24 protein-coding genes are annotated in these 24700 nt (G+C 40.7%); 11 read left to right on the top strand and 13 right to left on the bottom strand.

Features of this window, described 5'->3' with window-relative positions:
• Positions 1-66: 66 nt before the first annotated feature.
• The 7 genes from NH454_RS13545 to NH454_RS13515 all read right to left on the bottom strand — a co-directional run bounded on the left by NH454_RS13545 (position 67) and on the right by NH454_RS13515 (position 7709).
• The gene (locus NH454_RS13545; protein WP_253039359.1) at positions 67-828 is read right to left on the bottom strand and encodes an SDR family oxidoreductase; all 762 of its coding nucleotides are present in this window, start codon (positions 826-828) and stop codon (positions 67-69) included.
• A 9-nt stretch (positions 829-837) separates the two neighbouring features.
• Positions 838-1728: a 3-hydroxyisobutyrate dehydrogenase gene (gene mmsB / locus NH454_RS13540; protein WP_063705355.1), complete on the bottom strand. Its 891-nt coding sequence runs from the start codon at positions 1726-1728 to the stop codon at positions 838-840.
• A 17-nt stretch (positions 1729-1745) separates the two neighbouring features.
• Complete coding sequence (locus tag NH454_RS13535; protein ID WP_253039358.1) at positions 1746-2888, bottom strand: enoyl-CoA hydratase/isomerase family protein; 1143 nt, start codon at positions 2886-2888, stop codon at positions 1746-1748.
• Positions 2888-3667 (bottom strand): enoyl-CoA hydratase, encoded by a 780-nt coding sequence (locus tag NH454_RS13530; protein ID WP_175078337.1) that lies wholly within the window; start codon positions 3665-3667, stop codon positions 2888-2890. The genes NH454_RS13535 and NH454_RS13530 overlap by 1 nt, the downstream gene beginning before the upstream one ends.
• Before the next feature lie 10 nt (positions 3668-3677).
• Positions 3678-4835: an acyl-CoA dehydrogenase family protein gene (locus NH454_RS13525; protein ID WP_253039357.1), complete on the bottom strand. Its 1158-nt coding sequence runs from the start codon at positions 4833-4835 to the stop codon at positions 3678-3680.
• A gap of 110 nt (positions 4836-4945) precedes the next feature.
• On the bottom strand, positions 4946-6436 hold the full coding sequence (locus tag NH454_RS13520; protein WP_235382097.1) for a CoA-acylating methylmalonate-semialdehyde dehydrogenase: 1491 nt from the start codon (positions 6434-6436) through the stop codon (positions 4946-4948).
• 91 nt (positions 6437-6527) lie between these two features.
• A complete protein-coding gene (locus tag NH454_RS13515) occupies positions 6528-7709 on the bottom strand; it encodes an acetyl-CoA C-acyltransferase (protein ID WP_235382096.1) in 1182 nt (393 codons plus the stop codon).
• A gap of 341 nt (positions 7710-8050) precedes the next feature.
• On the opposite strand from NH454_RS13515, the gene NH454_RS13510 reads away from it, so the two are divergent.
• From NH454_RS13510 to NH454_RS13470, 9 genes are all read left to right on the top strand, one after another.
• Positions 8051-8485: a MerR family DNA-binding transcriptional regulator gene (locus NH454_RS13510; RefSeq protein WP_036968456.1), complete on the top strand. Its 435-nt coding sequence runs from the start codon at positions 8051-8053 to the stop codon at positions 8483-8485.
• Positions 8486-8529: 44 nt separating this feature from the next.
• The gene (locus NH454_RS13505; RefSeq protein ID WP_135924632.1) at positions 8530-9705 is read left to right on the top strand and encodes an isovaleryl-CoA dehydrogenase; all 1176 of its coding nucleotides are present in this window, start codon (positions 8530-8532) and stop codon (positions 9703-9705) included.
• 9 nt (positions 9706-9714) lie between these two features.
• Complete coding sequence (locus tag NH454_RS13500) at positions 9715-11322, top strand: carboxyl transferase domain-containing protein (protein WP_235382095.1); 1608 nt, start codon at positions 9715-9717, stop codon at positions 11320-11322.
• 10 nt (positions 11323-11332) lie between these two features.
• Complete coding sequence (locus NH454_RS13495) at positions 11333-12103, top strand: enoyl-CoA hydratase/isomerase family protein (protein WP_054553800.1); 771 nt, start codon at positions 11333-11335, stop codon at positions 12101-12103.
• A gap of 8 nt (positions 12104-12111) precedes the next feature.
• Entirely contained in the window at positions 12112-14076 is a 1965-nt protein-coding gene (locus NH454_RS13490) for an acetyl/propionyl/methylcrotonyl-CoA carboxylase subunit alpha (RefSeq protein ID WP_235382094.1), read from the top strand.
• On the top strand, positions 14076-14981 hold the full coding sequence (locus NH454_RS13485) for a hydroxymethylglutaryl-CoA lyase (protein ID WP_235382093.1): 906 nt from the start codon (positions 14076-14078) through the stop codon (positions 14979-14981). The genes NH454_RS13490 and NH454_RS13485 overlap by 1 nt, the downstream gene beginning before the upstream one ends.
• A gap of 11 nt (positions 14982-14992) precedes the next feature.
• Positions 14993-15691 carry a CoA transferase subunit A gene (locus tag NH454_RS13480; protein WP_199526468.1) on the top strand — a complete coding sequence of 233 codons (699 nt, stop codon included), beginning with the start codon at positions 14993-14995 and terminating at the stop codon, positions 15689-15691.
• 11 nt (positions 15692-15702) lie between these two features.
• Positions 15703-16359, top strand: coding sequence for a 3-oxoacid CoA-transferase subunit B (locus NH454_RS13475; RefSeq protein WP_062564432.1), 657 nt, complete (start codon positions 15703-15705; stop codon positions 16357-16359).
• A gap of 540 nt (positions 16360-16899) precedes the next feature.
• A complete protein-coding gene (locus NH454_RS13470) occupies positions 16900-17778 on the top strand; it encodes a LysR family transcriptional regulator (RefSeq protein ID WP_135924646.1) in 879 nt (292 codons plus the stop codon).
• A gap of 47 nt (positions 17779-17825) precedes the next feature.
• Here the strand turns inward: NH454_RS13470 and NH454_RS13465 are convergent, their stop codons facing one another.
• Both NH454_RS13465 and NH454_RS13460 read right to left on the bottom strand, forming a co-directional pair.
• Positions 17826-18173 (bottom strand): hypothetical protein, encoded by a 348-nt coding sequence (locus NH454_RS13465; RefSeq protein ID WP_235382092.1) that lies wholly within the window; start codon positions 18171-18173, stop codon positions 17826-17828.
• Positions 18174-18272: 99 nt separating this feature from the next.
• Positions 18273-18725: a hypothetical protein gene (locus NH454_RS13460; RefSeq protein WP_135924651.1), complete on the bottom strand. Its 453-nt coding sequence runs from the start codon at positions 18723-18725 to the stop codon at positions 18273-18275.
• Between the two features lie 386 nt (positions 18726-19111).
• Between NH454_RS13460 and NH454_RS13455 the strand changes: the two genes are divergently transcribed.
• On the top strand, positions 19112-19534 hold the full coding sequence (locus NH454_RS13455; protein WP_135924653.1) for a hypothetical protein: 423 nt from the start codon (positions 19112-19114) through the stop codon (positions 19532-19534).
• Between the two features lie 70 nt (positions 19535-19604).
• On the opposite strand, the gene NH454_RS13450 is transcribed toward NH454_RS13455, so the two are convergent.
• From NH454_RS13450 to NH454_RS13435, 4 genes are all read right to left on the bottom strand, one after another.
• On the bottom strand, positions 19605-20522 hold the full coding sequence (locus NH454_RS13450; RefSeq protein ID WP_253039356.1) for a DUF5700 domain-containing putative Zn-dependent protease: 918 nt from the start codon (positions 20520-20522) through the stop codon (positions 19605-19607).
• Between the two features lie 173 nt (positions 20523-20695).
• Complete coding sequence (locus tag NH454_RS13445; RefSeq protein WP_235382090.1) at positions 20696-21109, bottom strand: hypothetical protein; 414 nt, start codon at positions 21107-21109, stop codon at positions 20696-20698.
• A 108-nt stretch (positions 21110-21217) separates the two neighbouring features.
• A complete protein-coding gene (locus NH454_RS13440; protein ID WP_235382089.1) occupies positions 21218-21652 on the bottom strand; it encodes a GNAT family N-acetyltransferase in 435 nt (144 codons plus the stop codon).
• A gap of 227 nt (positions 21653-21879) precedes the next feature.
• Positions 21880-23256, bottom strand: coding sequence for a serine hydrolase domain-containing protein (locus tag NH454_RS13435; protein ID WP_253039355.1), 1377 nt, complete (start codon positions 23254-23256; stop codon positions 21880-21882).
• A 221-nt stretch (positions 23257-23477) separates the two neighbouring features.
• Here NH454_RS13435 and NH454_RS13430 point away from each other — a divergent pair, with 221 nt between their 5' ends.
• Entirely contained in the window at positions 23478-24611 is a 1134-nt protein-coding gene (locus tag NH454_RS13430) for a winged helix-turn-helix domain-containing protein (RefSeq protein ID WP_253039354.1), read from the top strand.
• Positions 24612-24700 lie beyond the last annotated feature (89 nt).

Genomic DNA, 24700 nt, shown 5'->3' with positions numbered 1-24700 from the left:
TAAAAAAACGGCAAGCTAGGCTTACCGTTTTGGTACATTCAATGGGTAAAGGGTTACCATTTAAAACTAAAGGCGGATACCGCCATCAATTTCAACAACACGACCTGTAAAGAAGTCATTCTCTACAATGTATTGTGCTGTTTGAGCAATTTCTTCTGCTTCACCAAAACGACCCACTGGCGTTACCGCCATCATGCGTTGTTTTGCTTCTGGTTTCATTGCATCTGTCATTGCTGTGCGAATAACACCCGGTGCGATTGCACCAACACGGATACCAAAGCGACCTAATTCTTTCGCCCAACCCGTTGTCATCGAAACAACACCGGCTTTAGACGCAGCATAGTTTGTTTGGCCAATGTTACCAGCACGGGCAACACTCGACATATTAACAATAACGCCGCCTTTGCCAGACTCAATCATGTGGCTCGCAGCTTCGCGGCCTGCTAAGAATACACCAGTTAGGTTCACATCAATCACAGATTGAAATTGAGCCAGCGACATTTTATCTACCACTTTGCCCTCTTTTGCTTTGATAAACATACCATCGCGTAAGATACCTGCGTTATTAATTAACACGCCGATATGGCCAAAGTCTTTGTTAATCGTGTTGAACGTTGCTACCACAGCGTCTTCATCTGTGACATTAGCAGCATACGCCATGACTTTTGTGCCATGCTTGGCAAGCGCTGATACTGCAGTATCTAGTACATCTTGTTGCATATCGATAAGGGCGATGTTCGCGCCAAGCGATGCAAATTTCTCGGCCATCGCAAAGCCTAAACCTTGCGCACCACCGGTAATTACGATGTTGTTGTTTTTAATTTCCACAACAATCTCCTACTTCGAGAATAATTTAAAAATAGCGCTAAAATCATCACTACCCGCACCTTGATGCTGAAGCATAGTGTATAGATTCTTCGCCATTGACCCCATTGGGGTAGATGAATTACTTTGCTGAGCCGCTTCCATAGCAAGACCTAAGTCTTTAGCCATTAAATCAACCATAAAGCCCGGTTTATAATCATTACTTGCTGGCGCCGTTTCCATTACACCAGGGCATGGGTTGTAAAGCTCAAGTGTCCAGTTACGCCCAGAGCTTGCAGTCATGATGTCACTTAACACTTTTGGATCGAGCCCGTTATTTATGCCCATTTGTAGTGCTTCGCTAGTACCTGCCATTAAAATGCTTAGCAGCATGTTGTTACAGATTTTTGCGACTTGGCCTGCACCAATATCACCAGCATGGAAGATATTTTTACCCATATCCACTAAAGCCAGTTTGGCTTTTTCAAAGTGACTTTGCTCACCACCGACGATAAAGGTTAAAGTGCCCGCTGTTGCTCCTGCAACACCACCTGATACCGGTGCATCAACAAAATCAATGCCTTTTTGAGCAAGCTCACTACCCACTTGACGTGCTGATTCTGCATCAATGGTTGAGCAGTCAATCACTAAGGTTTTGCTATCAAGTAAGTTAATAAGACCCGTTTCACCTAAGTAAAGCGATTTGACGTGTTTGCTTGCCGGTAGCATACTGATAAAAATATCAGCACCAATGGCACATTCAGCCGCATCGTTTGCAGCAATTGCACCTTTATCGGCAAGCTCATTAACCGCTGCTTTATTTAAGTCAAACACGCGAACTGTATGACCTGCATTGACAAGGTTTGCCGCCATTGGGCCACCCATGTTGCCTAAACCAATAAATCCTATTGTTAATTTAGCCATTTGTTTACCCCTTGGACTTAAGATGACGTTAATGAGTTAAGTGGATGAGATTGCTCATCCCAGCGTGCTGTAAAGAAGCTATCTACAACTGCTTCGTCGATATCGCTAAGCGATTTAAACTGCCAGTTTGGTGCACCGTCTTTGTCAATTAATAGCGCACGAACTCCTTCTTGAAACTCACCTACTTCGCCACAGCGTACTGACATACCTAGCTCCATTTTGAAGCACTGTGCTAACGTCATCTCTTTTGAATTAGCTAATTGACGTTCAACCAGCGCACAACTAAGCGGACAACCATGCGCTAATGACTTTTGCGCACGGGTAAGCCATTTGTCTTCGGTTTCTAAAGCTTGAATGTAGTCAACTTTGCCCTGCAGTGAGTCAAATTCAGCCAGCTTTTGAATAACCGCTAAGTTATCTTTTACGTTACCTTTAGGGACACGGCCTGAAATATTATCAATAGAGATTAGAATGTTAGTCAGCTTTTCGTGATTTAATGAGGCTGTTTTTCCCCACTTTTCAGCTGTGATAGCCGTTAAAATAGCGTCATATTTATCTGCTGTTGCATAGTGATCAGCAAGATTAACAAACAATGCATCTTCAGCATTGATAGACGCCGCAGTTAACCCTAAAAATAAACCCACTTGCTCAGGCATTTTATGTAAGAAATAACTGCCGCCAACATCTGGGTATAAACCAATGGTTAGCTCAGGCATTGCGATACGCGATGTTTCGGTTACCACACGGTGACTTGCCCCAGCCATTAAGCCAAGACCGCCACCCATAACAATACCATTACCCCAAAGTAATATTGGCTTTTCATAGCAGTGAATTAGGTAGTCTAATTTGTACTCATGGGTAAAAAAGTCTTCAATGTAGTTAGCAGGCTCACCTGTGCTCATTGCTTTATGTAGGCTTACTACATCGCCACCAGCACAAAATGCTTTTTCGCCAGCCCCTTTTAGAATGACCATGGCAACTGCGTTATCGTCAGCCCATTTTCTAAGCTGAGGCTCAAGCAGTTGGATCATGTCGTAATTTAAGGCATTTAACGACTTAGGCGCATTGAGTGTCGCAATTGCAATGAGGCCGCTTTCGGCCTCTGCAGTTTCAAATACCACAGGCGCATCTTGATGATTTAGTAGTGTTACGTTAGTCATTAGCCATTTACCCAATTAGCTTTACGCTTTTCTAAGAACGCATTCACGCCTTCTTTTTGGTCTTGCGTATCAAATAATTGTACAAATAACTCACGCTCTAGTGGCAATGCATGAGCCATAGGTTGTGTGCGACCTTTTTGAATAAGCTCTTTACATGCAGTCACAGCAACCGGGCTTTGTTCGCCAACTTGGTTAGCAAGTTTCATTGCCGCGGCTAAGCTTTCACCAGTGCCAACCACTTCTTCAACAAGGCCAATTTCACGTGCTTTGTCTGCTTTTAAGCGCTCACCACATAAAATCATACGTTTTGCCCAGCCTTCACCGACAAGCCATGCAAGGTTTTGCGTACCACCAGCACATGGCAGTAAGCCAACTTTCGCTTCAGGAAGTGCCATTTGAGCTTGCTCTTCAGCAATGCGAATATCACAAGCAAGGGCCACTTCAAGACCACCGCCCATGGCATAACCATTAATTGCCGCGATTGATACACCACGGAAATTGGTTAATGCTTCAAATGCATCACCAAACACTTTTGACATGGTGGCAGCAACGCCTTTATCACCACTAGCAAACACGTTTAAATCGGCACCTGCACTAAAGAACTTTTCACCTTGCCCTGTGATCACTAATGCATAGACATTTTTATTAGCATTTAGCTCAGTTACAGTCTCTTTTAATGCAGTTAATGTATCTTGTGTCCAGGTATTCGCTGGCGGGTTATTCATGGTTAAAACCGCTACGTTACCTTCAATATTTAAATCAATCGATGGATTAGACATAGGTTGCTCCTTATAGAATGTCGCCAGCTGACTCAGCTAAGATACGACGTGCGATAATCACACGCATGATTTCGTTTGTGCCTTCAAGAATTTGATGCACACGGACGTCTCTGAAATGGCGCTCTAATGGGTATTCTTTGATGTAACCGTAACCACCGTGAATTTGTAGTGCGTCGTCACAGACTTTAAAGCCAACATCTGTAGCAAAACGTTTTGCCATTGCACAGTAAGTGGTTTTTTCACTGTCACCCGTATCAAGTTTAAATGCGGCTAAGCGCACCATTTGACGAGCGGCAACAAGCTCGGTGTTCATATCAGCAATCTTAAATTGCAGTGCTTGGAAAGCAGCTAATGGCTTACCAAATTGCTCACGTTCTTTTAGGTATTCACGCGCAGTATTAAGAGCAGCTTGTGCTGTACCTAATGAACAGGTTGCAATATTAATACGACCACCGTCTAAGCCTTGCATTGCAAACTTAAAGCCTTCGCCTTCTTGACCTAGTAAGTTAGCCGCAGGAATTCTGACACCTTCAAAGCTAATTAAACGTGTCGGCTGTGCATTCCAGCCCATTTTTTCTTCTGCTTTACCGTATTCAATGCCTGCAGCATCTGCAGGCACAACAAATGCAGAAATACCGGCAGCGCCTTCACCACCAGTGCGCGCCATAACTACAAGTAAATCAGTTTCACCGGCTCCCGAAATAAACATTTTAGAGCCTGAGATCACATACTCATCGCCCTCTTTTACCGCTTTAGTTTTTAGTGATGCTGCATCAGAGCCAGAACCTGGCTCTGTTAAACAGTAAGAAGCAAGTAACTCACCCATTACTAATTGTTCACAGTACTGGGCTTTAACGTCATCAGTACCAAAGCTTGCAATCATCCAGGTTGCCATATTATGAATGGTCAACATAGCAGTCGTTGCTGTACAACCCATGGCAAGCTGTTCAAAGATAATGCTTGAATCTAGGCGAGATAAACCTAAGCCGCCCGCTTCTTCAGGGGTATATAAACCACAAAAGCCTAGCTCACCGGCTGCCTTAATGGTGTCTTTCGGGAAAATGTGTTCTTGGTCCCATTTAGCTGCATTTGGAGCAAGTTCTGACTCTGCAAACTGACGGGCTGTTTCAGCAAACGCTTGCTGATCTTCGGTTAAATTAAAGTCCATAGTAGACCTCTATTTTGTTGTCTTATTCTTGTGTGAATAACGATTGTTGTCGTTTAAATGTGTGCTCTTTGAGCGAGCGTGTGCTCGCTCAGCAGTAAATTAATTACGGCTTATTTAAGGTTTATACTCATGTTAGGACCTGAGGCGATATCATCCTCGAACCAACGTGAAGTAATTGTTTTCGTTTCTGTGTAAAAACGAATACCTTGCTTACCGTAGGTGTGTTGGTCACCGTAGAATGACCCTTTCCAACCTGTGAAAGAGAAAAACGGGAGTGGCACAGGAATTGGCACGTTGATACCAACTTGACCTACTTCGATTTCATGTTGGAATTTACGTGCAGCAGCGCCGCTTGATGTGAATAACGATGTACCGTTACCGTAAGGCGAGTTATTAATAAGCTCAATCGCCTCATCGAGTGTATCTACAAAAATACAAGCCAGTACTGGACCAAAGATCTCTTCTTTGTATAAATCCATTTCTGTTGTTACATCAGTAAATAATGTTGGGCCAACCCAGTTGCCTTGCTCGTAGCCTTCAACAGTAAAGTCAGAGCCATCAATTAAGCACGTTGCACCTTGTTCTTTACCACTTGCGATAAGTGATAAGATTCGATCTTTTGCCGCTTTTGATGTTTGTGGGCCGTAGGCCGCGTTTGCATCATCCCATACACCAGGGCGTACGTTTTCAAAGCCTGCTTTAATTTCATCAACCCAGTCTTTTGCTTGACCAACAAACACAGCAACCGAAATACCCATACAGCGCTGACCCGCAGCACCTACAGACGCACCTACTAGATTATTTACAACATGCGATTTACTTGCATCAGGCATAATTACCATGTGGTTTTTTGCACCCACACAAGCTTGTACGCGTTTAAGGTTTGCTGTGCCTTTTGAATAGATGTATTCACCTACACCACACGAACCAACAAATGAAATAGCGCGTACTGCTGGGTCTTCTAATAAACGGTCAACTTGTGGTTTTGTACCATGAACAACTTGTAACACCCCTTTTGGCGCACCCGCTTCAACAAATAGTTCAGCTAAACGCATTGGTGTTAATGGATCTTGTTCTGATGGTTTGAGAATAAAGGTGTTACCACACACAATAGCCAGTGGGAACATCCATAAAGGGATCATTGCAGGGAAGTTAAATGGCGTAATACCCGCACATACACCCAGTGGCTGCATGTAAGAGTATGTATCGATTTTACGCGCTACGTTTTCCATTGTTTCGCCCATCATTAGTGATGGTGCATTGGCTGCTTGCTCAACCACTTCAATACCACGCCAAACATCGCCTTTGGCATCTTCAAATGTTTTACCCAGCTCATGACAAATAATCGTCGCAAGCTCGTCATGGTTTTCTTTTAGTAGTGCTGCGTATTTCATCATAATGCGCGCACGCTCAGAAATTGGCACTTCTTTCCATGTTTTAAATGTTTCTTTTGCAGAGGCAATGGCTGCATCCATTTCAGCATCCGTTGCACACGGAACTTGAGCTAACACTTCTTGGTTTGCAGGATTGATAACATCAATCAACTGCGTTGAACTTGATTGGGTAAATTCGCCGTTGATAAATAAAGGTACTTGGTGCATGAGGCACTCCTCCCCAGTGGGTATAAAGAGGCCGCAACATGATAGTTTTTAAAATACGTTGCGGCTGTGAGAGATTAAAATTCTAAAGCGATTAAATAACTTCAACTGCCATAGCAACAGCTTCACCACCACCGATACACAGTGAGGCAACACCTTTGCTAAGACCACGATTCTTTAATGCATGAATTAAGGTAACTAAGATACGCGCGCCGCTTGCACCAATTGGGTGACCAAGTGCACAGGCACCGCCGTTTACGTTTACTTTGCTTTCATCAAGTTTTAACTCGTTAATTGCAAGCATAGTCACCATGGCAAACGCTTCGTTGATTTCCCATAAATCAACATCATTCACAGACCAACCAGCTTTTTCTAAAAGCGATTGCATCGCGCCAACTGGTGCTAAAGTAAATTCACTTGGTGCTTGAGAATGTGTGCTGTGAGCAACGATACGACAAAGTGGTGTTAAACCTTGTGCTTTTGCATCTGACTCACGCATCAACACAAGTGCTGCTGCACCATCAGAAATTGATGACGAGTTCGCAGCTGTAATCGTGCCGTCTTTTTTAAATGCAGGACGTAAACCTGGAATTTTATCAGGACGCGCATTGCCTGGTTGCTCATCAATCGCAACGGTCACATCACCTTTGCGTGTTGAGATAGTGTGTGCGGCGATTTCATTATCAAATGCGCCTGTTTCAATTGCGCTATTTGCTTTAGTCAGTGAGCTAAGTGCAAAGTTGTCCATTTGTTCACGACCAATTGAATATTGATCGGCAGTATCTTGTGCAAAACAACCCATTGCTTTGTTGTCGTAAGCATCTTCAAGGCCGTCACACATCATGTGATCTTTTACTTCGCCATGACCCATACGCATACCTGAACGTGCATTCGGTAACATATAAGGCGCGTTACTCATGCTTTCCATACCACCTGCAACAGCGGTGTTTATAGAGCCTGATTTAATTAAGTCATGGGCAAACATTGCAGCCTTTAAGCCAGAGCCACATACTTTGTTGATTGTTGTTGCGCCAGTACCTTGGTAAAGGCCCGCTTTTAACATTGCTTGTCGCGCAGGTGCTTGACCAAGACCAGCTGGTAATACACAGCCCATGATCACTTCGTCAATCTTATCGGCAGATAAACCAGCTTGCTCTAAGCTACTTTTAATAGCTGTAGCACCTAAATCAGTTGCGTGAGCACCACTAAGTGCGCCCATAAAACCACCCATAGGGGTGCGTTTTGCGGCAACAATAACAACGGCTTCAGTAGTCATAATTGGCTCCATGTTAGTGGTTATCATCATGTGTTCAAATCATGTGTAACCAAACAGTTAATTTGTTATAGTTTAATTTCGATTTAATTCAGCATACATAATATTTACGTTTACGCCAACGTAAATCTAAAATCAACTTTTTTGCGGTCGTTAAAACTGTAAACTTATCTGTATTTTGTTGTATTAAAAATCGAACATCTGCTTACAAGGCTAGATAAATAGAGCTTTCCAACAAATCCAACCAGTTATCTTTATAAGTCTAAAGTATAACTCCCAAATCACCCTTTACCTTTACGTAAACTTCACTTATATTGGAGTTATTCGAATGAGGTAAATAAATCATGAAACAAGACAATCAAACAAACTTTGAAAGCGCAGCAGTTGAACCTGCTAGCAATGAGCAAACGTTTAGTATCAGCGAACTAGCAAAAGAATTTGATATTACCACCCGCTCTATCCGCTTTTACGAAGACCAAGGTCTGATATCACCTGAGCGCAATGGTCAAACCCGTATTTATTCAAAACGCGACAAAGTAAGACTAAAACTTATTCTACGCGGTAAACGCTTAGGTTTTACCTTGGCTGAAACGGGTCGTTTGTTTGAACTTTACGATGCTGATAAATCAAGCGCTAAACAGCTAGTGACTATGCTTGACCTTATCGCAGAGAAAAAAGCGGACCTAAGCCAACAAATGGACGACATTAAAGTTGTACTGATGGAATTGGTTACAGCAGAACGCCGCTGTCGTGAAACCCTTAATAATTTAGACGAATAACCTGACAACAATCTCGTCAACAGACTCTCACAGGAACACACATTATGAGCACTATTTCACTATACAAAGAAATGAACTTCGGACTTGGCGAAACAGCAGACATGATCCGCGATCACGTTAATAGCTTTGCCAGCCAAGAAATCGCCCCACTTGCAGAACAAACAGATTTAGACAATGCCTTCCCTAATCAACTTTGGCCACAACTTGGCGAAATGGGTTTATTAGGTATGACAGTGCCTGAAGAATTTGGCGGTGCTGGCCTTGGTTATCTTGAGCATGTAATCGCAATGGAAGAAATTAGCCGTGCAAGTGCATCGATTGGTTTAAGTTATGGTGCTCATTCAAACTTATGTGTTAACCAAATTAACCGTAATGGGTCACAAGCACAAAAAGAAAAGTACTTACCAAAACTTATTAGTGGTGAGCACATTGGTGCCCTTGCGATGAGTGAGCCAAATGCGGGTTCTGATGTTGTATCAATGAAATTAAAAGCTGAGAAAAAAGGCGATGTATTTGTACTTAACGGTAACAAAATGTGGATCACTAATGGTCCAGATGCCGATACCTTTGTTATCTACGCAAAAACAGATTTAAATGCCGGCCCTAAAGGCATCACAGCGTTCATCGTTGAACGTAACACTCCGGGATTCTCTACTGCGCAAAAGCTAGACAAACTTGGTATGCGTGGCTCTAACACCTGTGAATTAGTGTTTGAGAACTGCGAAGTACCAGCAGAAAACATTCTAGGTAACTTAAACGAAGGCGTAAAAGTACTTATGAGTGGCCTAGATTATGAGCGTGTTGTTTTAGCGGCAGGCCCGCTTGGCATTATGCAAGCATGTATGGACATTGTGGTTCCATATATTCATGAGCGTAAACAATTTGATAGCCCAATTGGTCAGTTCCAGCTTATTCAAGGCAAAATCGCTGATATGTACACGCAAATGAATGCTGCTCGTTCTTATGTTTACACGGTAGCTCGTGCATGTGACCGCGGCGAAACAACGCGTAAAGATGCCGCTGGCGCAATTTTATATGCCGCAGAGCTGGCAACTAAGATGGCCCTTGATGCTATTCAAATCTTAGGGGGTAATGGTTATATCAACGAATACGCAACAGGTCGTTTATTACGTGATGCAAAACTGTATGAAATTGGCGCAGGTACCTCTGAAATCCGCCGCATGCTAATTGGTCGCGAATTATTCACTGAAAGCCGATAGGACCTTGTTATGACGATTTTAAAATCGAGTGTAAATCCACACGATCCGCAATTTTTGCAAAATCACGACAACATGGCAGCACTCGTAACTGACTTACGTGAAAAAGTAGCTGATATCCGTTTAGGCGGTGGCCCTGCCCTGATTGAGCGCCACCAAGGCCGTGGTAAGTTGTTTGTTCGTGACCGTATTGAAACGCTACTTGATGAAGGCTCGCCATTTTTAGAGATTTCACAATTTGCAGCCTTTGGCGTGTATGAACAAGCCATTCCTTGTGCCGGTGTTGTTGCCGGTATTGGTCGTGTGAAAGGCGTTGAATGTATGATCATCGCCAATGATGCAACCGTAAAAGGCGGTACTTACTTTCCGTTAACGGTGAAAAAACATCTACGCGCCCAAGATATCGCAGAGCGTTGTCATTTACCGTGTATTTATTTAGTTGATTCAGGCGGTGCAAACCTGCCTGAACAAGATGATGTATTCCCAGATAAATTACATTTTGGCCGTATTTTCTATAATCAGGCACGTATGTCTGGTAAAGGCATTCCACAAATTGCAGTCGTAATGGGTTTATGTACTGCAGGTGGTGCTTATGTACCAGCGATGGCTGATGAAAGTATTATCGTAAAAGAGCAAGGCACAATTTTCTTAGCAGGCCCGCCACTGGTTAAAGCGGCTACGGGTGAAGAAGTTAGTGCAGAAGAGCTCGGTGGTGCTGATGTTCACTGTAAAACATCAGGTGTTGCCGATCACTATGCTGAAAACGATGCTCATGCGCTTTCGATTGCGCGCCAATGTATTGAACGAATTAACTATCAGCGCCCTACTGCACCGTTACTTGATGATGTTAAACCACCGCGTTACGACATTAACGAAATTTACGGCATTGTGGGTACCGACCTTAAAAAGCCATTTGATGTACGCGAAGTAATTGCTCGTGTTGTTGATGATTCATCATTTGATGAATTTAAACGATACTTTGGCGAAACATTAGTAACCGGCTTTGCAAAAATATTTGGTCACTCTGTCGGTATTGTTGCCAACAACGGCATTTTATTTAGTGAATCGGCGCAAAAAGGCGCGCACTTTATTCAACTATGTGCGCAACGCAAAATTCCTTTGGTGTTTTTACAAAATATTACTGGCTTTATGGTTGGTAAAAAATACGAAGCCGAAGGCATCGCCAAGCATGGTGCGAAAATGGTAACCGCTGTGTCATGTGCTGATGTACCAAAATTCACCGTATTAATTGGTGGCTCGTATGGTGCAGGTAACTACGGTATGTGTGGTCGTGCATTCGAACCAACCATGATGTGGATGTGGCCAAACGCCCGTATCTCTGTAATGGGTGGTGAACAAGCAGCTGGCGTTCTTGCACAAGTTAAACAAGACGGTTTAGCCCGTAAAGGCGAAAGCATGACTGATGAGCAAGTCAGTGAGTTTAAAAAGCCAATTATCGAGCAATACGAAAAACAAGGTCATCCATATTACGCCAGTGCCCGCCTTTGGGATGATGGCATTATCGATCCTGCTGATACCCGCAATGTATTGGGGCTTGCCTTAAGTGCAGCTAAAAATGCACCAGAGCGCGATTCGCAGTTCGGCGTATTTAGAATGTAATGGAGGCCTTATGTCAGTAACACTCGAAATAACAAAATCAAATGTGGCTGTACTGGTACTAAGTCGCCCTGAAAAACACAATGCATTTAACGAAGAAGTCATCAGTGAACTGATCCGTTTAATTGAACACGCAAATAGCTGTGATGTGCGCGCACTGGTTTTAAAAACCGAAGGTAAGCACTTCTCTGCTGGCGCTGATTTAAACTGGATGAAGTCGATGGCAGGCAATGACTTTGCTGAAAACTTAGCGGACTCTATGCAGCTAGCAAAGCTTATGAAAGTCCTTGCTACAAGCCCACATCCAACAATTTGTGCTGTACAAGGTGCTGCATTTGGCGGTGCGTTAGGCTTGATTGCGTGTTGTGATATCGCAATTTGCCAAGACGATGCACAGTTTTGCTTAAGTGAAGTAAAGCTTGGTCTTATTCCTGCAGTTATCAGCCCTTATGTCATTAAAGCTATTGGTGAGCGCGCTGCACGTCGTTATTTTTTAACGGCAGAGATTTTTGACGCGCATACAGCTAAGCAACTGGGTTTAATTCACCAGATCACCGGCGATTTACAAACAGCGCTCGATAAACACTTACAAAACCTTGTGAACAATGGCCCTATTGCCGTTAAAGCAGCAAAGCAGCTAATCAATGATGTCGCTGGCAACGTAATAGATGATGCACTTATTGAGTTAACCGCAGAGCGCATTGCACGCATTCGTGTATCTGAAGAAGGCCAAGAAGGTCTGACTGCATTTTTTGAAAAACGCGCCCCTAACTGGCAGAAATAGGAACCATTATGACAACAAAATCATTGAAAAAAATTCTCGTTGCCAACCGTGGTGAAATTGCCTGCCGAGTTATGCGTACAGCAAAGCAAATGGGCTTAACAACGGTTGCAGTTTACTCAGATGCAGATAAACATGCTCAGCACGTAAAGCTTGCTGATGAGGCGTACCATATTGGTTCTGCACCAAGTAAAGACTCATACTTAGTGGCAGACAAAATCATCGATGTTGCAAAACAAGCAGGTGTTGATTGTATTCATCCAGGTTATGGTTTTTTATCTGAGAACTGTGACTTTGCGCTCGCGTGTGAGAAAAATGATATCGCCTTTATTGGCCCACCAGCATCAAGCATTGAAGCCATGGGTTCAAAAACCCGCGCTAAAGAAATTATGCACCAAGCGAATGTACCTTTAGTACCTGGTTATTATGGTGACAATCAAGATACTGAGTTCTTACAAGCTGAAGCTGAAAAAATTGGTTATCCGGTACTGATTAAAGCGGCTTTTGGTGGCGGTGGTAAAGGTATGCGAGTTGTTGAACACGCAAAAGACTTTATCAGTGCTCTTGAAGGCGCAAAACGTGAAGCAAAAGCCGGCTTTGGTAACGATTTAGTACTGTTAGAGCGCTACGTCACTAAACCTCGCCATGTTGAAGTACAAGTTTTTGCAGATAGCCATGGTAACTGTGTGTACTTAGGCGACCGTGACTGCTCTTTACAGCGTCGTCACCAAAAAGTAATTGAAGAAGCCCCTGCTCCGGGTTTATCTGATGCACTTCGTAAAGAAATGGGTGAAGCTGCGGTACGTTGTGCCCAAGCGATTAACTATCGCGGTGCAGGTACGGTTGAGTTTTTACTTTGTGGTGATGAATTCTTCTTCATGGAAATGAACACCCGTTTACAAGTAGAGCACCCAGTAACAGAAATGGTTACTGGTGTTGATTTGGTGAATTGGCAAATCAACATTGCGGCAGGTGAAGCATTACCACTTAGCCAAGCAGATATTCAACTGCAAGGTCACAGCTTTGAAGCGCGTATTTATGCTGAAGATCCAAGTAATGACTTTATTCCTTGTTCTGGCCACATTGATGCCCTATTTACACCGAACGAATCTGAATTTGTACGTATAGATACAGGGATTGCAGCGGGTGATGAAATCAGCCCATTCTACGACCCTATGATTGCTAAGTTAATTGTTCATGACGATAACCGTGAGGCTGCGCTTGGGCGTTTATCAAAAGCATTAGAGCAATTCCACCTATCAGGTTTTAGCTGTAACGTTAATTTCTTACATAATCTTGCTAACCACCCAACTTTTCAAGCAGGTGCACCCGATACGCACTTTATTGAAGACCAAGGTGAGCGCCTTGTTGCTAAAAACGAGCAACAGTCTGTTATTGCGACCGTTGTAGCAGCCTATGTGTATGCACATCAACTAAAAGGTGAAAACAGCAGCCCATGGCAACAATTAACAGGCTTTATGCTTAACAGTGACGCTAAAACAACAATTCCGTTTGTAGATTTTAACGTTCATGCTATTAAGACCTCAGAAGGCTTTAAAATCAGCCTAGATGGAGTTGACTATACAACCTCGGGCAAGGTTGAAAATGGCCTTGCAAACTTAGTTGTTAATGGCGAAAAAATCGTAGCTCATATCAATCAAACAGACTCTCACATCACAGTGATGTACAAAGCACAACAAACAGTGCTAGAGCTGATTGATAAACACTATATTAGTGAACACGAAAGTGATGCACTACCACTTGCTGCGCCACTCAATGGTACTGTTGTTAAGCATTTGGTTGAGGTGGGTAGTACGGTTGCTAAAGGTGATGCGGTCGTCATTATTGAAGCTATGAAAATGGAATACACACTCAATGCCCCGCATAATGGTGTATTAACGAGCTATTGCTTTGCTGAAGGTGAACTGGTGAGTCACGGTGATATGCTCGCGATTGTAGAAGAGCCGGAGGCGTAATGGCACAGTTTCCTGATTTTGTTCGCATTGTAGAAGTTGGCGCCAGAGACGGTTTGCAAAATGAAGCAGCCGTTAGTACTCAAGATAAAGTCGCTCTTATCAACGCCCTTGCAGATGCTGGCCTTAAAGATATTGAAGCAGGCGCATTTGTGTCACCTAAATGGGTGCCACAAATGGCTGACTCAAGCGATGTAATTAGCGCGTTAAATTTGCCTAATGTTAACTTAAGTGCCCTCACCCCAAATTTACGGGGTGCAGAAGCAGCAAAACAAGTCGACATTCAAGAATTTGCTATCTTTACAGCGGCAAGTGAAGCGTTTTGTCAAAAGAACATTAACTGCTCTATTGATGAAAGTATTGATCGCTTTAAAGATGTGATGGCTTTTGCCAAAGCGAATAACATTCGTGTTAGAGGTTATGTGAGCTGCGTTATGGGTTGCCCATATCAAGGTGATGTCGACTACAATGATGTATTAAAAGTATCACAAAGATTACTTGAGCTTGGCTGTTACGAAATTAGCCTAGGTGACACCATTGGTGTGGGTACGGCGAAAAAAGTCGATGAATTATTAGATTTACTTTTGCAACATATTGATAAATCAAAACTCGCTGTACATTTTCACGACACCTACGGGCAAGCGCTCACAAATATTTACACCGCCCTAAGCCGCGGTATAGCAACGGTTGACAGTGCTGTTGCAGGCCTTGGTGGTTGCCCTTATGCCAAAGGCGCGTCAGGAAATGTTGCCACTGAAGATGTAGTTTACTTACTGCAAGGGCTTGGCATAGAGCATGGAATTGATTTAGAAAGACTGGCAAAAGCTGGTTGGGCTATTTGCAGTGCATTAAATAAACAACCTGTCAGCAAGGTATCACTTGCTCTAAAGAACACTCAGAATAATTAAGGAGTAGGCTCATGGCCGGTTTCGATAAAGTGGTTTCAAGTTATGAAGCTGCAATGGAAGGTTTAAAAGATGGCGATACTATTATCGCTGGTGGCTTTGGCTTGTGTGGTATTCCTGAGGGACTTATCAGTGAAATTAAGCGTAAACAGACTAAAAATCTAACCGTTGTTTCGAACAACTGCGGTGTTGATGATTTTGGTTTAGGTGTTTTACTTCACGATAAGCAAATTAAAAAAATCATCGCTTCTTATGTGGGTGAAAATGCCCTTTTCGAAAAACAACTACTCGATGGCGAAATTGATGTTGTTTTAACACCACAAGGGACACTGGCTGAGAAGATGCGTGCTGGTGGTGCGGGTATTCCCGCGTTTTATACCGCTACAGGTTACGGTACTCCGGTTGCCGAAGGTAAAGAAGTCAAAGAATTTGATGGTCGCCCGTATATCTTAGAAGAATCAATTACTGGCGAGTTTGCCATTGTTAAAGCATGGAAAGCCGACCGCTACGGTAACCTTGTATTTCGCCACACAGCAATGAACTTCAACCCGATGGCCGCGACAGCAGGTAAAATCACTGTTGCTGAAGTAGAAGAGATTGTTGAGCCTGGAGAACTTGAGCCAAGCCAAATTCATACCCCAGGTATTTATGTTAATCGCGTGATCAAAGGTAACTTTGAAAAACGCATTGAACGTGTAACAACTCGCGATTAAGGAGCATTCAAATGGCATTATCACGTGAACAAGTTGCAATGCGTGTTGCACAAGAACTACAAGACGGTTATTACGTTAATCTAGGTATTGGTATCCCTACTCTAGTAGCTAATTATGTACCAGAAGGTATTGAAGTCATGCTACAGTCTGAGAATGGCCTACTAGGTATGGGTGCGTACCCAACTAAAGACCAAGTTGATGCAGATATGATCAATGCGGGTAAAGAAACCGTGACAGCAGCCACAGGTGCAGCAATATTTAATAGTGCAGATAGTTTTGCCATGATACGGGGTGGTCATGTAGACTTAACAGTATTAGGTGCATTTGAAGTTGATCAGAACGGTAACATCGCATCGTGGATGATCCCAAAGAAGCTAATTAAAGGCATGGGTGGCGCGATGGACCTCGTTGCTGGCGCGAAGAATATTATTGTTACGATGACTCATGCAAGCAAGCATGGTGACTCTAAGTTATTAGAAAGTTGCACTTTACCGCTAACTGGGGTTAACTGTGTAAAGAAAATCGTAACTGATTTGGCCGTACTAGAAGTTAAAGACGGCGCATTTCATCTAATTGAACGCGCTCCGGGCGTGTCAGTAGATGAAATTATTAGCAAAACGGCAGGCAAATTGCTTGTTGAAGGTGATGTTCCAGAGATGGTTTTTTAAACCACTCATACCAGTCGTGTTGAGTTATTAGGCATTTATAGCGACGGAAAAATAGAGTGATAACAAGGCAGAAATTTAGACGTGTAGTTACTCTACATTAGAAATTTCTAACGCAGTTAGCGCTTTATTTAGCACGCTAGAATGACTAAGTATTTAAGTCGATTGGTATCATCCCATGTACCGACCTCATTCCCAGTGCCAATGGCGCTGAGTTACCCAAAATCCCTCGCAAGAGGGATTTTTTTTATCTCTTAGCTACAGAACTTTTGCACCAATTTGTCACACAAATGGTTTAAAATGCCCTAACTTTGTGAGGTGAAAGTCTTTGAAGCTTAGGGTGTTACCTGTTTCAGAAAAATGGTAAAATTCACAATCCACAATAAAAGTAGATTAAACAATCAATTACCGAATGTTTTTTATGCGTTTATGCAAAGATTAGCTATATTTATTTTTTACTCTCTTACTTTTTACATTTTGGGATAATAATTGCTTAGCAGTTAATTAACTAACAAGCGCTATTGAGACTTACTGAAATTAACTATGCAAACACCTATTCGTGGCTTACGCTCATTTTGTTTTGCTGCACGTACTCTTAGTTTTAAAGATGCGGCAAACCAACTTTACCTTACGCCTTCTGCCGTAAGCCATCAGATCAAACAATTAGAAGAACAATTGGGTATTGAACTGTTTGAACGTCAAACCCGCTCAATTCGCCTGACAGCTGCAGGTAAGAATTTTTATGACTCTGTGTCACCGCTTATAAAAGCGCTTGAAAAAACCATCAACGAGTTTAGTCAATTACAAGAGAATGTGACTATTAGCATCACACTACCTGAATTTTTCGCCAGTGAACTTTTAATGCCGAAGCTAAGCGAATGGACTAGTGAACACCCGAATACTAACTTACAGCTTAATACATTAAAAACGCGTAAAGAGCTGACTAAGCAAAGCGATTTGTCGATTGTATTATCTTCATCTAAACCGCATGAAGGCGTTGTACATGAGCTGTTTTCGCTATCGTATACACCAGCATGTAATAAAGAAAACTGGCAAGCATGGCAAGAAAACCCATTTCAGGCCTTAAACGAAGTACCTCTTATACTTCACAAAGCGCGTCCTTGGGCTTGGCATCAATGGGCAGAACATGCCGGTGTAGAAGACTTCGCACCAAAGCAAATTATTCAGGTTGATAGTATGTTTGGTGTGGCACGTGCAGCGCAACAGGGTATGGGTATTGCCCTAATCCCCTTACCTATTAGTCAGACTTGGTTTGATGAGCAATGGCTATTTAATTTCACTGATATGCCATTAAAAACCAAAGACAAATACTACTTAGTGCAACATGACCCTAGCGAAACAAATGCACAGCTAGAGCTGTTTATTAAATGGATGATTGATACTTTTAAACATCTAAAATAACAAATAATAACGACCCTCAACTTCATTGAGGGTCTTTTATTGCTAATTTAGCTTTTAGACTTGGTTACTAAAATACTTACTTTATTTTCACCAATTTCAAAAGACGCTTGTTTACCATACTCCACAATAAAAGAAGGTGTAAAAGATCTTCCAGTGAGCGTGATAGATGTTTCTATTGCCGCCGTATTCTCTTTTTGTGGTATCACTGTAACTTCATAGTTAAAAGAATCGCCAACCGAAATGGTTGCAGGTTGCTTCTCTTCCACCAGCATTACTGGTGATGCTAGTAGCTCATTCGCTTTATAAACTGATGTTTCTACTTGAAAACTATCAGCTGCGAAACAACTTGTTGATGCTAAAAATACGCCTGCTACTAAACCTAACTGTTTGTACATATTTATGTCCTTATCTCATTTATAGGGTTTATCCGTAATTAATATCAGTTAGTACGTTTATTTGATACACGGAAATTTCTGAATCTATAACTATGTCTATTAAAGCTCTCGGTAATAAACATCGATAGTATGTGATATTGCTTCATAACGGTTATTTTCATGTTTAAAACAGGCTTTGCGTAGTTCCTTCTCTTCGTAGTTTTTACCTGCTACTACGACTTGATCTAAAGTTTGTGAACTTGCACAGAATTGCTGTTTTGAAATTGTTTCTATTTTAACTGATTCAGCTTTTGAGCGTGGCAATGAACTAGGCTTTGGGTTTTGCTTCATGCCCTGAAGTAACTGAGCTTTAGTAACTGGTACAGTATCTGACCCTATGCCTGGAATATGCAATGTTTGTCTAATCGTATAGTTTTTACTTAATAATGGCGTAAACAAAGATACATCGTTGCTCAAATAAGCCTGCTCAAAATTAAGATAAACAGCAACTTTATCTTCAGCTGCATTGGCAATAACAGGCCCTAAAAGTAACAACGCAAATATCAGTTTCATGGTTATACGCTTATTCTAAATAAATTAAGTCATCAACTATACATACCACCTTAAAGTACCGATTCAGTCATTAATAAACAACAATTTGTTTGTTTTGCATACTCAGCCCCTTTATTGTTCGTTAGCGTAAACTTTAGCTATTTAAACCCCGTGTCTACTTTATCGGGGTCACATCAGACGGCTGACGGCTGACGGCTGACGGCTGACGGCTGACGGCTGACGGCTGACGGCTGACGGCTTTAAGACTAACTCACTACATTAGACTAAAGTCTATAGGTTAAATTTCTTCATCTATTACGTCATTTTTTATCGTTTGTTGAATTTTCGCTGTTCAATTAAAGTTCATTTGTCGGCGATTGATACCGATTCAAATAGAGGAAAAGATTATGTTTAGTACACTTATGAAACGCGTTGCACTTAGCTCTTTATTAACTTGTTCAGCTATGGCAGTGGCTGATCAGAGTGACTACAAATTGATGGTAATTGACCAATCTATCACTGCTGATATTGCAGAAAACCGTCAATACGAACAAGCATTTAATGACTGTGCTTTAAGTGTTAAAGAGAAAAAATTCTCTGAAGCTGAAACACTTTGCTCAAAAGCAATCAGCTTACTAAGTACAAGTAAAGTACCTAGCTATAAACGTCGCGAATTAACATCGTTTACGTTAAGTAACCGTGGTGTTGCTCGCATCATGTCTGAAAACGACACTGCTGCATTGTCTGACTTTTACGAAGCAGTACAAATTTCAGGTAACGAGTTAGTAGAGCACAACTTAACTCGTGCTAAAAAGAACTTAGCGTTATAAGTTCTCACAGAATTGTGTTGTCTCAAAACCCAGCTTCGGCTGGGTTTTGTCGTTTATGTGTCATTAGTTTTTATTTTTGCGATTCTATTAATGAGTCAAGCTCATTCAGTAATAGTTTCTCTACGGTATTTTTATCCAATTTCGCCAATTCTTCTAAGGTGTAATTTTTGCCAATTTCTTTAGCTAAAATATACCCTAGGTAATAACCTCTTCGGTATGGCAGCTTTGTCTCATCATTACTGAAATTAAAAAATGAAGAATATATATCAGGGTTCCTAGAGTAATACTTTTTCTTAAGATCAGTAAGAGAATAAAGAAGTCTGGAGCTTACGTTTTCAACCATATTGTTAGGTATGTTTAGCATCAATTCATCATTATTCGAAGACGGGTTTAACTGATGTGAAACGTAAGTAGCTAAACCCTCTGTCCAAATCGAGCACCATAACTCATCCTTACAGTGAAATAATTTTTCATGATAAACATGAAATAACTCATGATGAAAAAATGGCGTATCGTTTTTCCAGGTATGATATTTGGCCATAAGGTCTACACCAAACATTAAGTAAGATTTACCATTTAACTCTCGCGTTGCCCCATTGAACCTTCCTAATGAGTGAAGTATGTAAATGGGGGTTTCAGATTTGAAATCAGGGAAAGTAGCAATAAATGATTCCATACTGCTGTTTAAATCTTTAGATAAACGCCTATTTTTTGATAAATATACTTCTTCTACACCACTGAAACCCTCAATAGCTTTAACAAAGCTTTTATCACTATAAAAAGGCGCAAATTGAGAGGTGAAATGTTCAGAAAACTGCTCTGCTCTATTTTCTGCAGTCAACGTCTTGCTTGACTGATATAAAGAATAAAAGTCATCGGCAAGGTTAATTACCTCGAAATCAGCTGACTGCTCTTTTGCAAGTGGCTTAAATGAAAACACTACTAATATAAGTGTTACCAATAGATGAATTTTAGATACATTTCGCATAATTATGATAAAGAATCTTTATAAAGTTAAAATCAAATAGGTTGAAGTCTCAGTAATTCATAGCTACACAGACAATGCTTGTTTGTAACTTAAATCAAAGTTTTTGAGTAACTGATTCAGGTAGTTCAGGTTTATCTGGTTAGGTTTAAAACTTTGCCCTTTTTCTATATTTGCTATGTGTTTTTTAGCTTTTCTTTATCTTTATTCCAAAAAGCAATGTTTCCTAACACAAAGTCATTCCAATACATTTTTGAGGAAGTTAAATCTTCATGCGGTTCCAATACTTTTTTAGCGTGAAAAACCGCTTGTTGATAATCACCCGCCAAGCCTTCCATTTGAGCTAAATGCCACGTTAACGAGCTTTCTTTTGAATTATTATGAGAAATAAAACGTTTTATCAGAATTGCGGCTTCAGCATGGCAACCTGATTTTTCTAATAACCTAAACCCAGCATCGTATGTCTGATCAAATTGTTGGTATGTGAGGTTCAAATCGTCTTTTAACCTTTCTTCAAGCGCTATTTTACAATCAGCAAAAGCAAGATTTGATGAAAATAATAACCCGATAGATAAAATTCCTGTTTTCATAATTCTGTCCTTAAATTTACTAATGCCTGTATATGATAAAACTGCTATAAAACGCTAAGTTCACCACGAATTAAATGTAGTTGGCTTTAAATAACCTTTAAATTGTTGTTACTTTTCTAGATCATGGTAAACATTTGGATTCCAAATTTGCATAAACATCTCTGGATTTTCAATTGGTAGAAAACCATATTGCGTGTACAAACCATGCGCATCTCTTGTCGCCAATACCATTCTCCTCAAACCTTGAAGCTCGGGATGAGACACTATGCTTTCAACAAGCCACTTGCTCAAACCTTTGCCACGATGGCTCTCTACTATGAATACATCAGCAAGATAAGCAAATGTTGCTTTGTCTGTTATAAGGCGGGCAAAACCTATTTGAGAGTCTTGGCTATCATAAACACCAAAACAAAATGAGTTTGAAATGGCTGTTTCTAGCGTCTGCCTTGGTATTTCGGACGCCCAATAGCTTTTTGAAATAAAACCGTAAATTACTTCAAAATCGAGGTCAGTTTTATCTGTGCTGATTTTATATCCTTGCACCAGTATTCCTTTGTGATGTTAACACCTGTTATTTAAGAGGATCAGTTTTAACAAAGTTACTAACCGATTGCTACATATATAATTAAAACGCTTTTTTAACAGGATATAGCCTACTGACACAAACACTACCACAACGTAAAACCATTACATTGTTATTAAATTTAACAATAATAGATTTGCAGGTTGTTCATAAGGGGCTTTAATACGCCCCTCTTTTTAATGAATTTTTACAAACGCTTTATGAGTTGATCTACTTTTGCCACAACAGGCCATGCTGAAGATTGAAAATTCCCCAAAACAACTAGAATATAGCCTTTTTCTTGATACATATTTAACCTTGCTGTCATGCCTAAATGGGACCCATTATGACCAACAGTTGTATTCCCTGCTGAACTTCTCACAGAGAAACCATATCCCCAGTTTGGTGCATTTAGCTCAGGTTTTGCTGATAAGGCTTTATTAGAGAGTTCACGACTTACTAGTTGAGCATTTTGCATTGCCATGGCGAATTTGTGTAAATCGCCTACAGTTGAATAACCTCCGCCTGCAGGTCCCCCTTTTACCGATTGAAACATCAAATTTTCAGTTACTTGACCAGTTTCGACAGAAAACCAATAATTACGGGCAGTATTTTTGACAGGCACATCTAAGTCATAACTTCCGCTTTGTTGCATGTTAGCTTTTTTATATACATTTTCATTTATGTAATCATAGTAATTTTCACCAGTTACATTCTCAATCACCTGACCAAGTAGAACCATACCCGTATTGCTGTAACGCCATTCAGTTCCGGGTTCAAATGTAGCATCAATTGAAGTGTATAAATGTTGGATATCTTTAAGAGACCGCACCTTATTTTGTATCTCGTCATAGCCAGAAATATTACCTACCCCTGATGTATGGCTTAATAAGTGTCGAATCTTAATTTTGCTAAAATCACCTTTCCCTAAAATGCTTTTATCAATAAATTTAGTGAGCAGATCATCAAGCGATACTTTGCCAGCTTCTATTAGCTGTAAGATAGCGACGCTAGTAAACATTTTGTTCATTGAGCCAATTTGAAACTTCGTTTCTAAGTTATTTTTCACATCATAGCGACGTGAAGCAAAGCCATATGCAGCACTGAACAAAATGTCATTATTTTTAGCAAGTAATACCGTGCCAGAGAAGCTACCTCTTTGCGCCAGTTTATCAGTATAGATTTTGATCTCTTCAATAAATTGTGACTCAGTTAAAGAGCCTTTTGAACCTTGGTTTTGTGGAGTTTCTTCAATAGACCACCCTGTTATTGCTTGTAATTGGTCATCATTAAAAAATAACACTACTTGATGCTGCATATCTGTATTCTTTGAATAAACTTTACTGATATGACGGATGCGATTAGTTGACGTATCAAGTTCTGTAGAAATAACACTCAACTCTCCATGAAAAAGCGCAACATTCATCGAATACCCAACATAACGGTCTTTACCTTTACCCTCCCAGCGTGCAAGAGAATTTGGCGAGAAGTTCTTTACTACAAACTTTTCGATCTCATCTAAATCTTTAGTGTTTAAAACCGTAATAAATTGACTTGCCAATTTGTTATAGTCTAACTCTTTCATTGCATGTGCTTTATGGCTAATAAAACACATAAAAAATATGAGCATTAGTAAATATCGCTTCACTTTACATTCCTTTTATTGTTTATTGAATAATATGGCGCTTGGCCTTTCGATACTTTTACTTTTGCGAATAACAAAAAGCGATGAAGTAATGATTAAGAAAAGCTTAAGAAAAAATTAAGCTGAAAATAACTAATAATAACAAATGGATAACTATCAACTTGAGTGAAAGTAAATTATCAAAACAATTTTTTCTTAATGACTCTTTAGTTAATTTTGAGACTGGCGAAATTCAAACAGATGGTAAAGTTGTTGTTGTAGAGCCTAAGGTGATGGCACTTCTTGAAGTATTTTCGCAAAAACCACATCAAGTGTTATCAGCCGAAATGCTTTTTGCTAATGTTTGGCCACAAGCTATTTTCAGTCCTAATTCAGTTCGCAGAAATATTGCTTTGCTAAGACAAGCGTTATCCGATGAAGAAAAGCACATTATAAAAACACACCCAAAACGGGGCTATAGTCTCGAGGCTGAAATACGTTTTCCTGATGAAAAAACGAGCACTCCATTAGCAAAAATACATCAGATAAAAAATACAAAACTAGCACTCTTAATTATCCCTGCTTTGTTTATCATTATCTTCCTTTTCAATTTCCTTAACGAAGATAAACACATTTCTTTAGAAGATCTTAAGCCTATTACTGCAAGCAATGAAAAAGAGCGTTACCTACAAGTTAGTCCTGATGGGCGTTTTATGGCTTATATACAAAATACCAATCGTCCTAATAAGCGAAGGCTTTTAATCAAAGATTTACAATTAAATTCATATAAAGAATTATGTACAGACTTAAAAGCGTTTACCTACCTTGCATGGGATACAGATACAAATACGCTTGTATATTCGTTTCAAGATGAAGGGAGTATTTCATTCAATCGACTGCAACTAGATACAGAAGCGAACGTGATCAGTGAAGAAAAACTCTTTTCTCGTACAGATATAACCTGGAACAGCTTGTTTTTTATAGATGAACAAGAAAACCTTTTCTATTTAGCAAATCAAAACAGTTCCGAACACAGCCGTAATGTAAGCCTATATCGACATAACTTGATTACTGGCCATTCTTACGAAATTCTTCAACCAAATGATGATTTCAAGCCCTACAAGCTCGCTTTATCACCTAACCAGAAACAATTAGCGATAATTGGCTTCAATGAAGATGCAATCTCGGAGGTAAAACTATTAAATTTATCGAGTTTTAACCTTGAATCAGTCGGTGAAATTGATCATAACTGGCACTTTATGACTTGGTTTAACGATGGCCCGAATTCAGATAATAAGTGCACCACTCATGGTTAAACGGTGAGAAGAGATCAACTGCCTGTTGGTGGTACTCTGTAATCGCCAAAAAACAAGAGTAGATACCATGAGTTACAAGCAGTTGATCG

It is taken from the genome of Pseudoalteromonas sp. Ps84H-4, from assembly GCF_024124645.1.
GTDB lineage: Bacteria > Pseudomonadota > Gammaproteobacteria > Enterobacterales > Alteromonadaceae > Pseudoalteromonas > Pseudoalteromonas lipolytica_C.
This window is presented reverse-complemented; position numbering and strand designations above follow the sequence as displayed.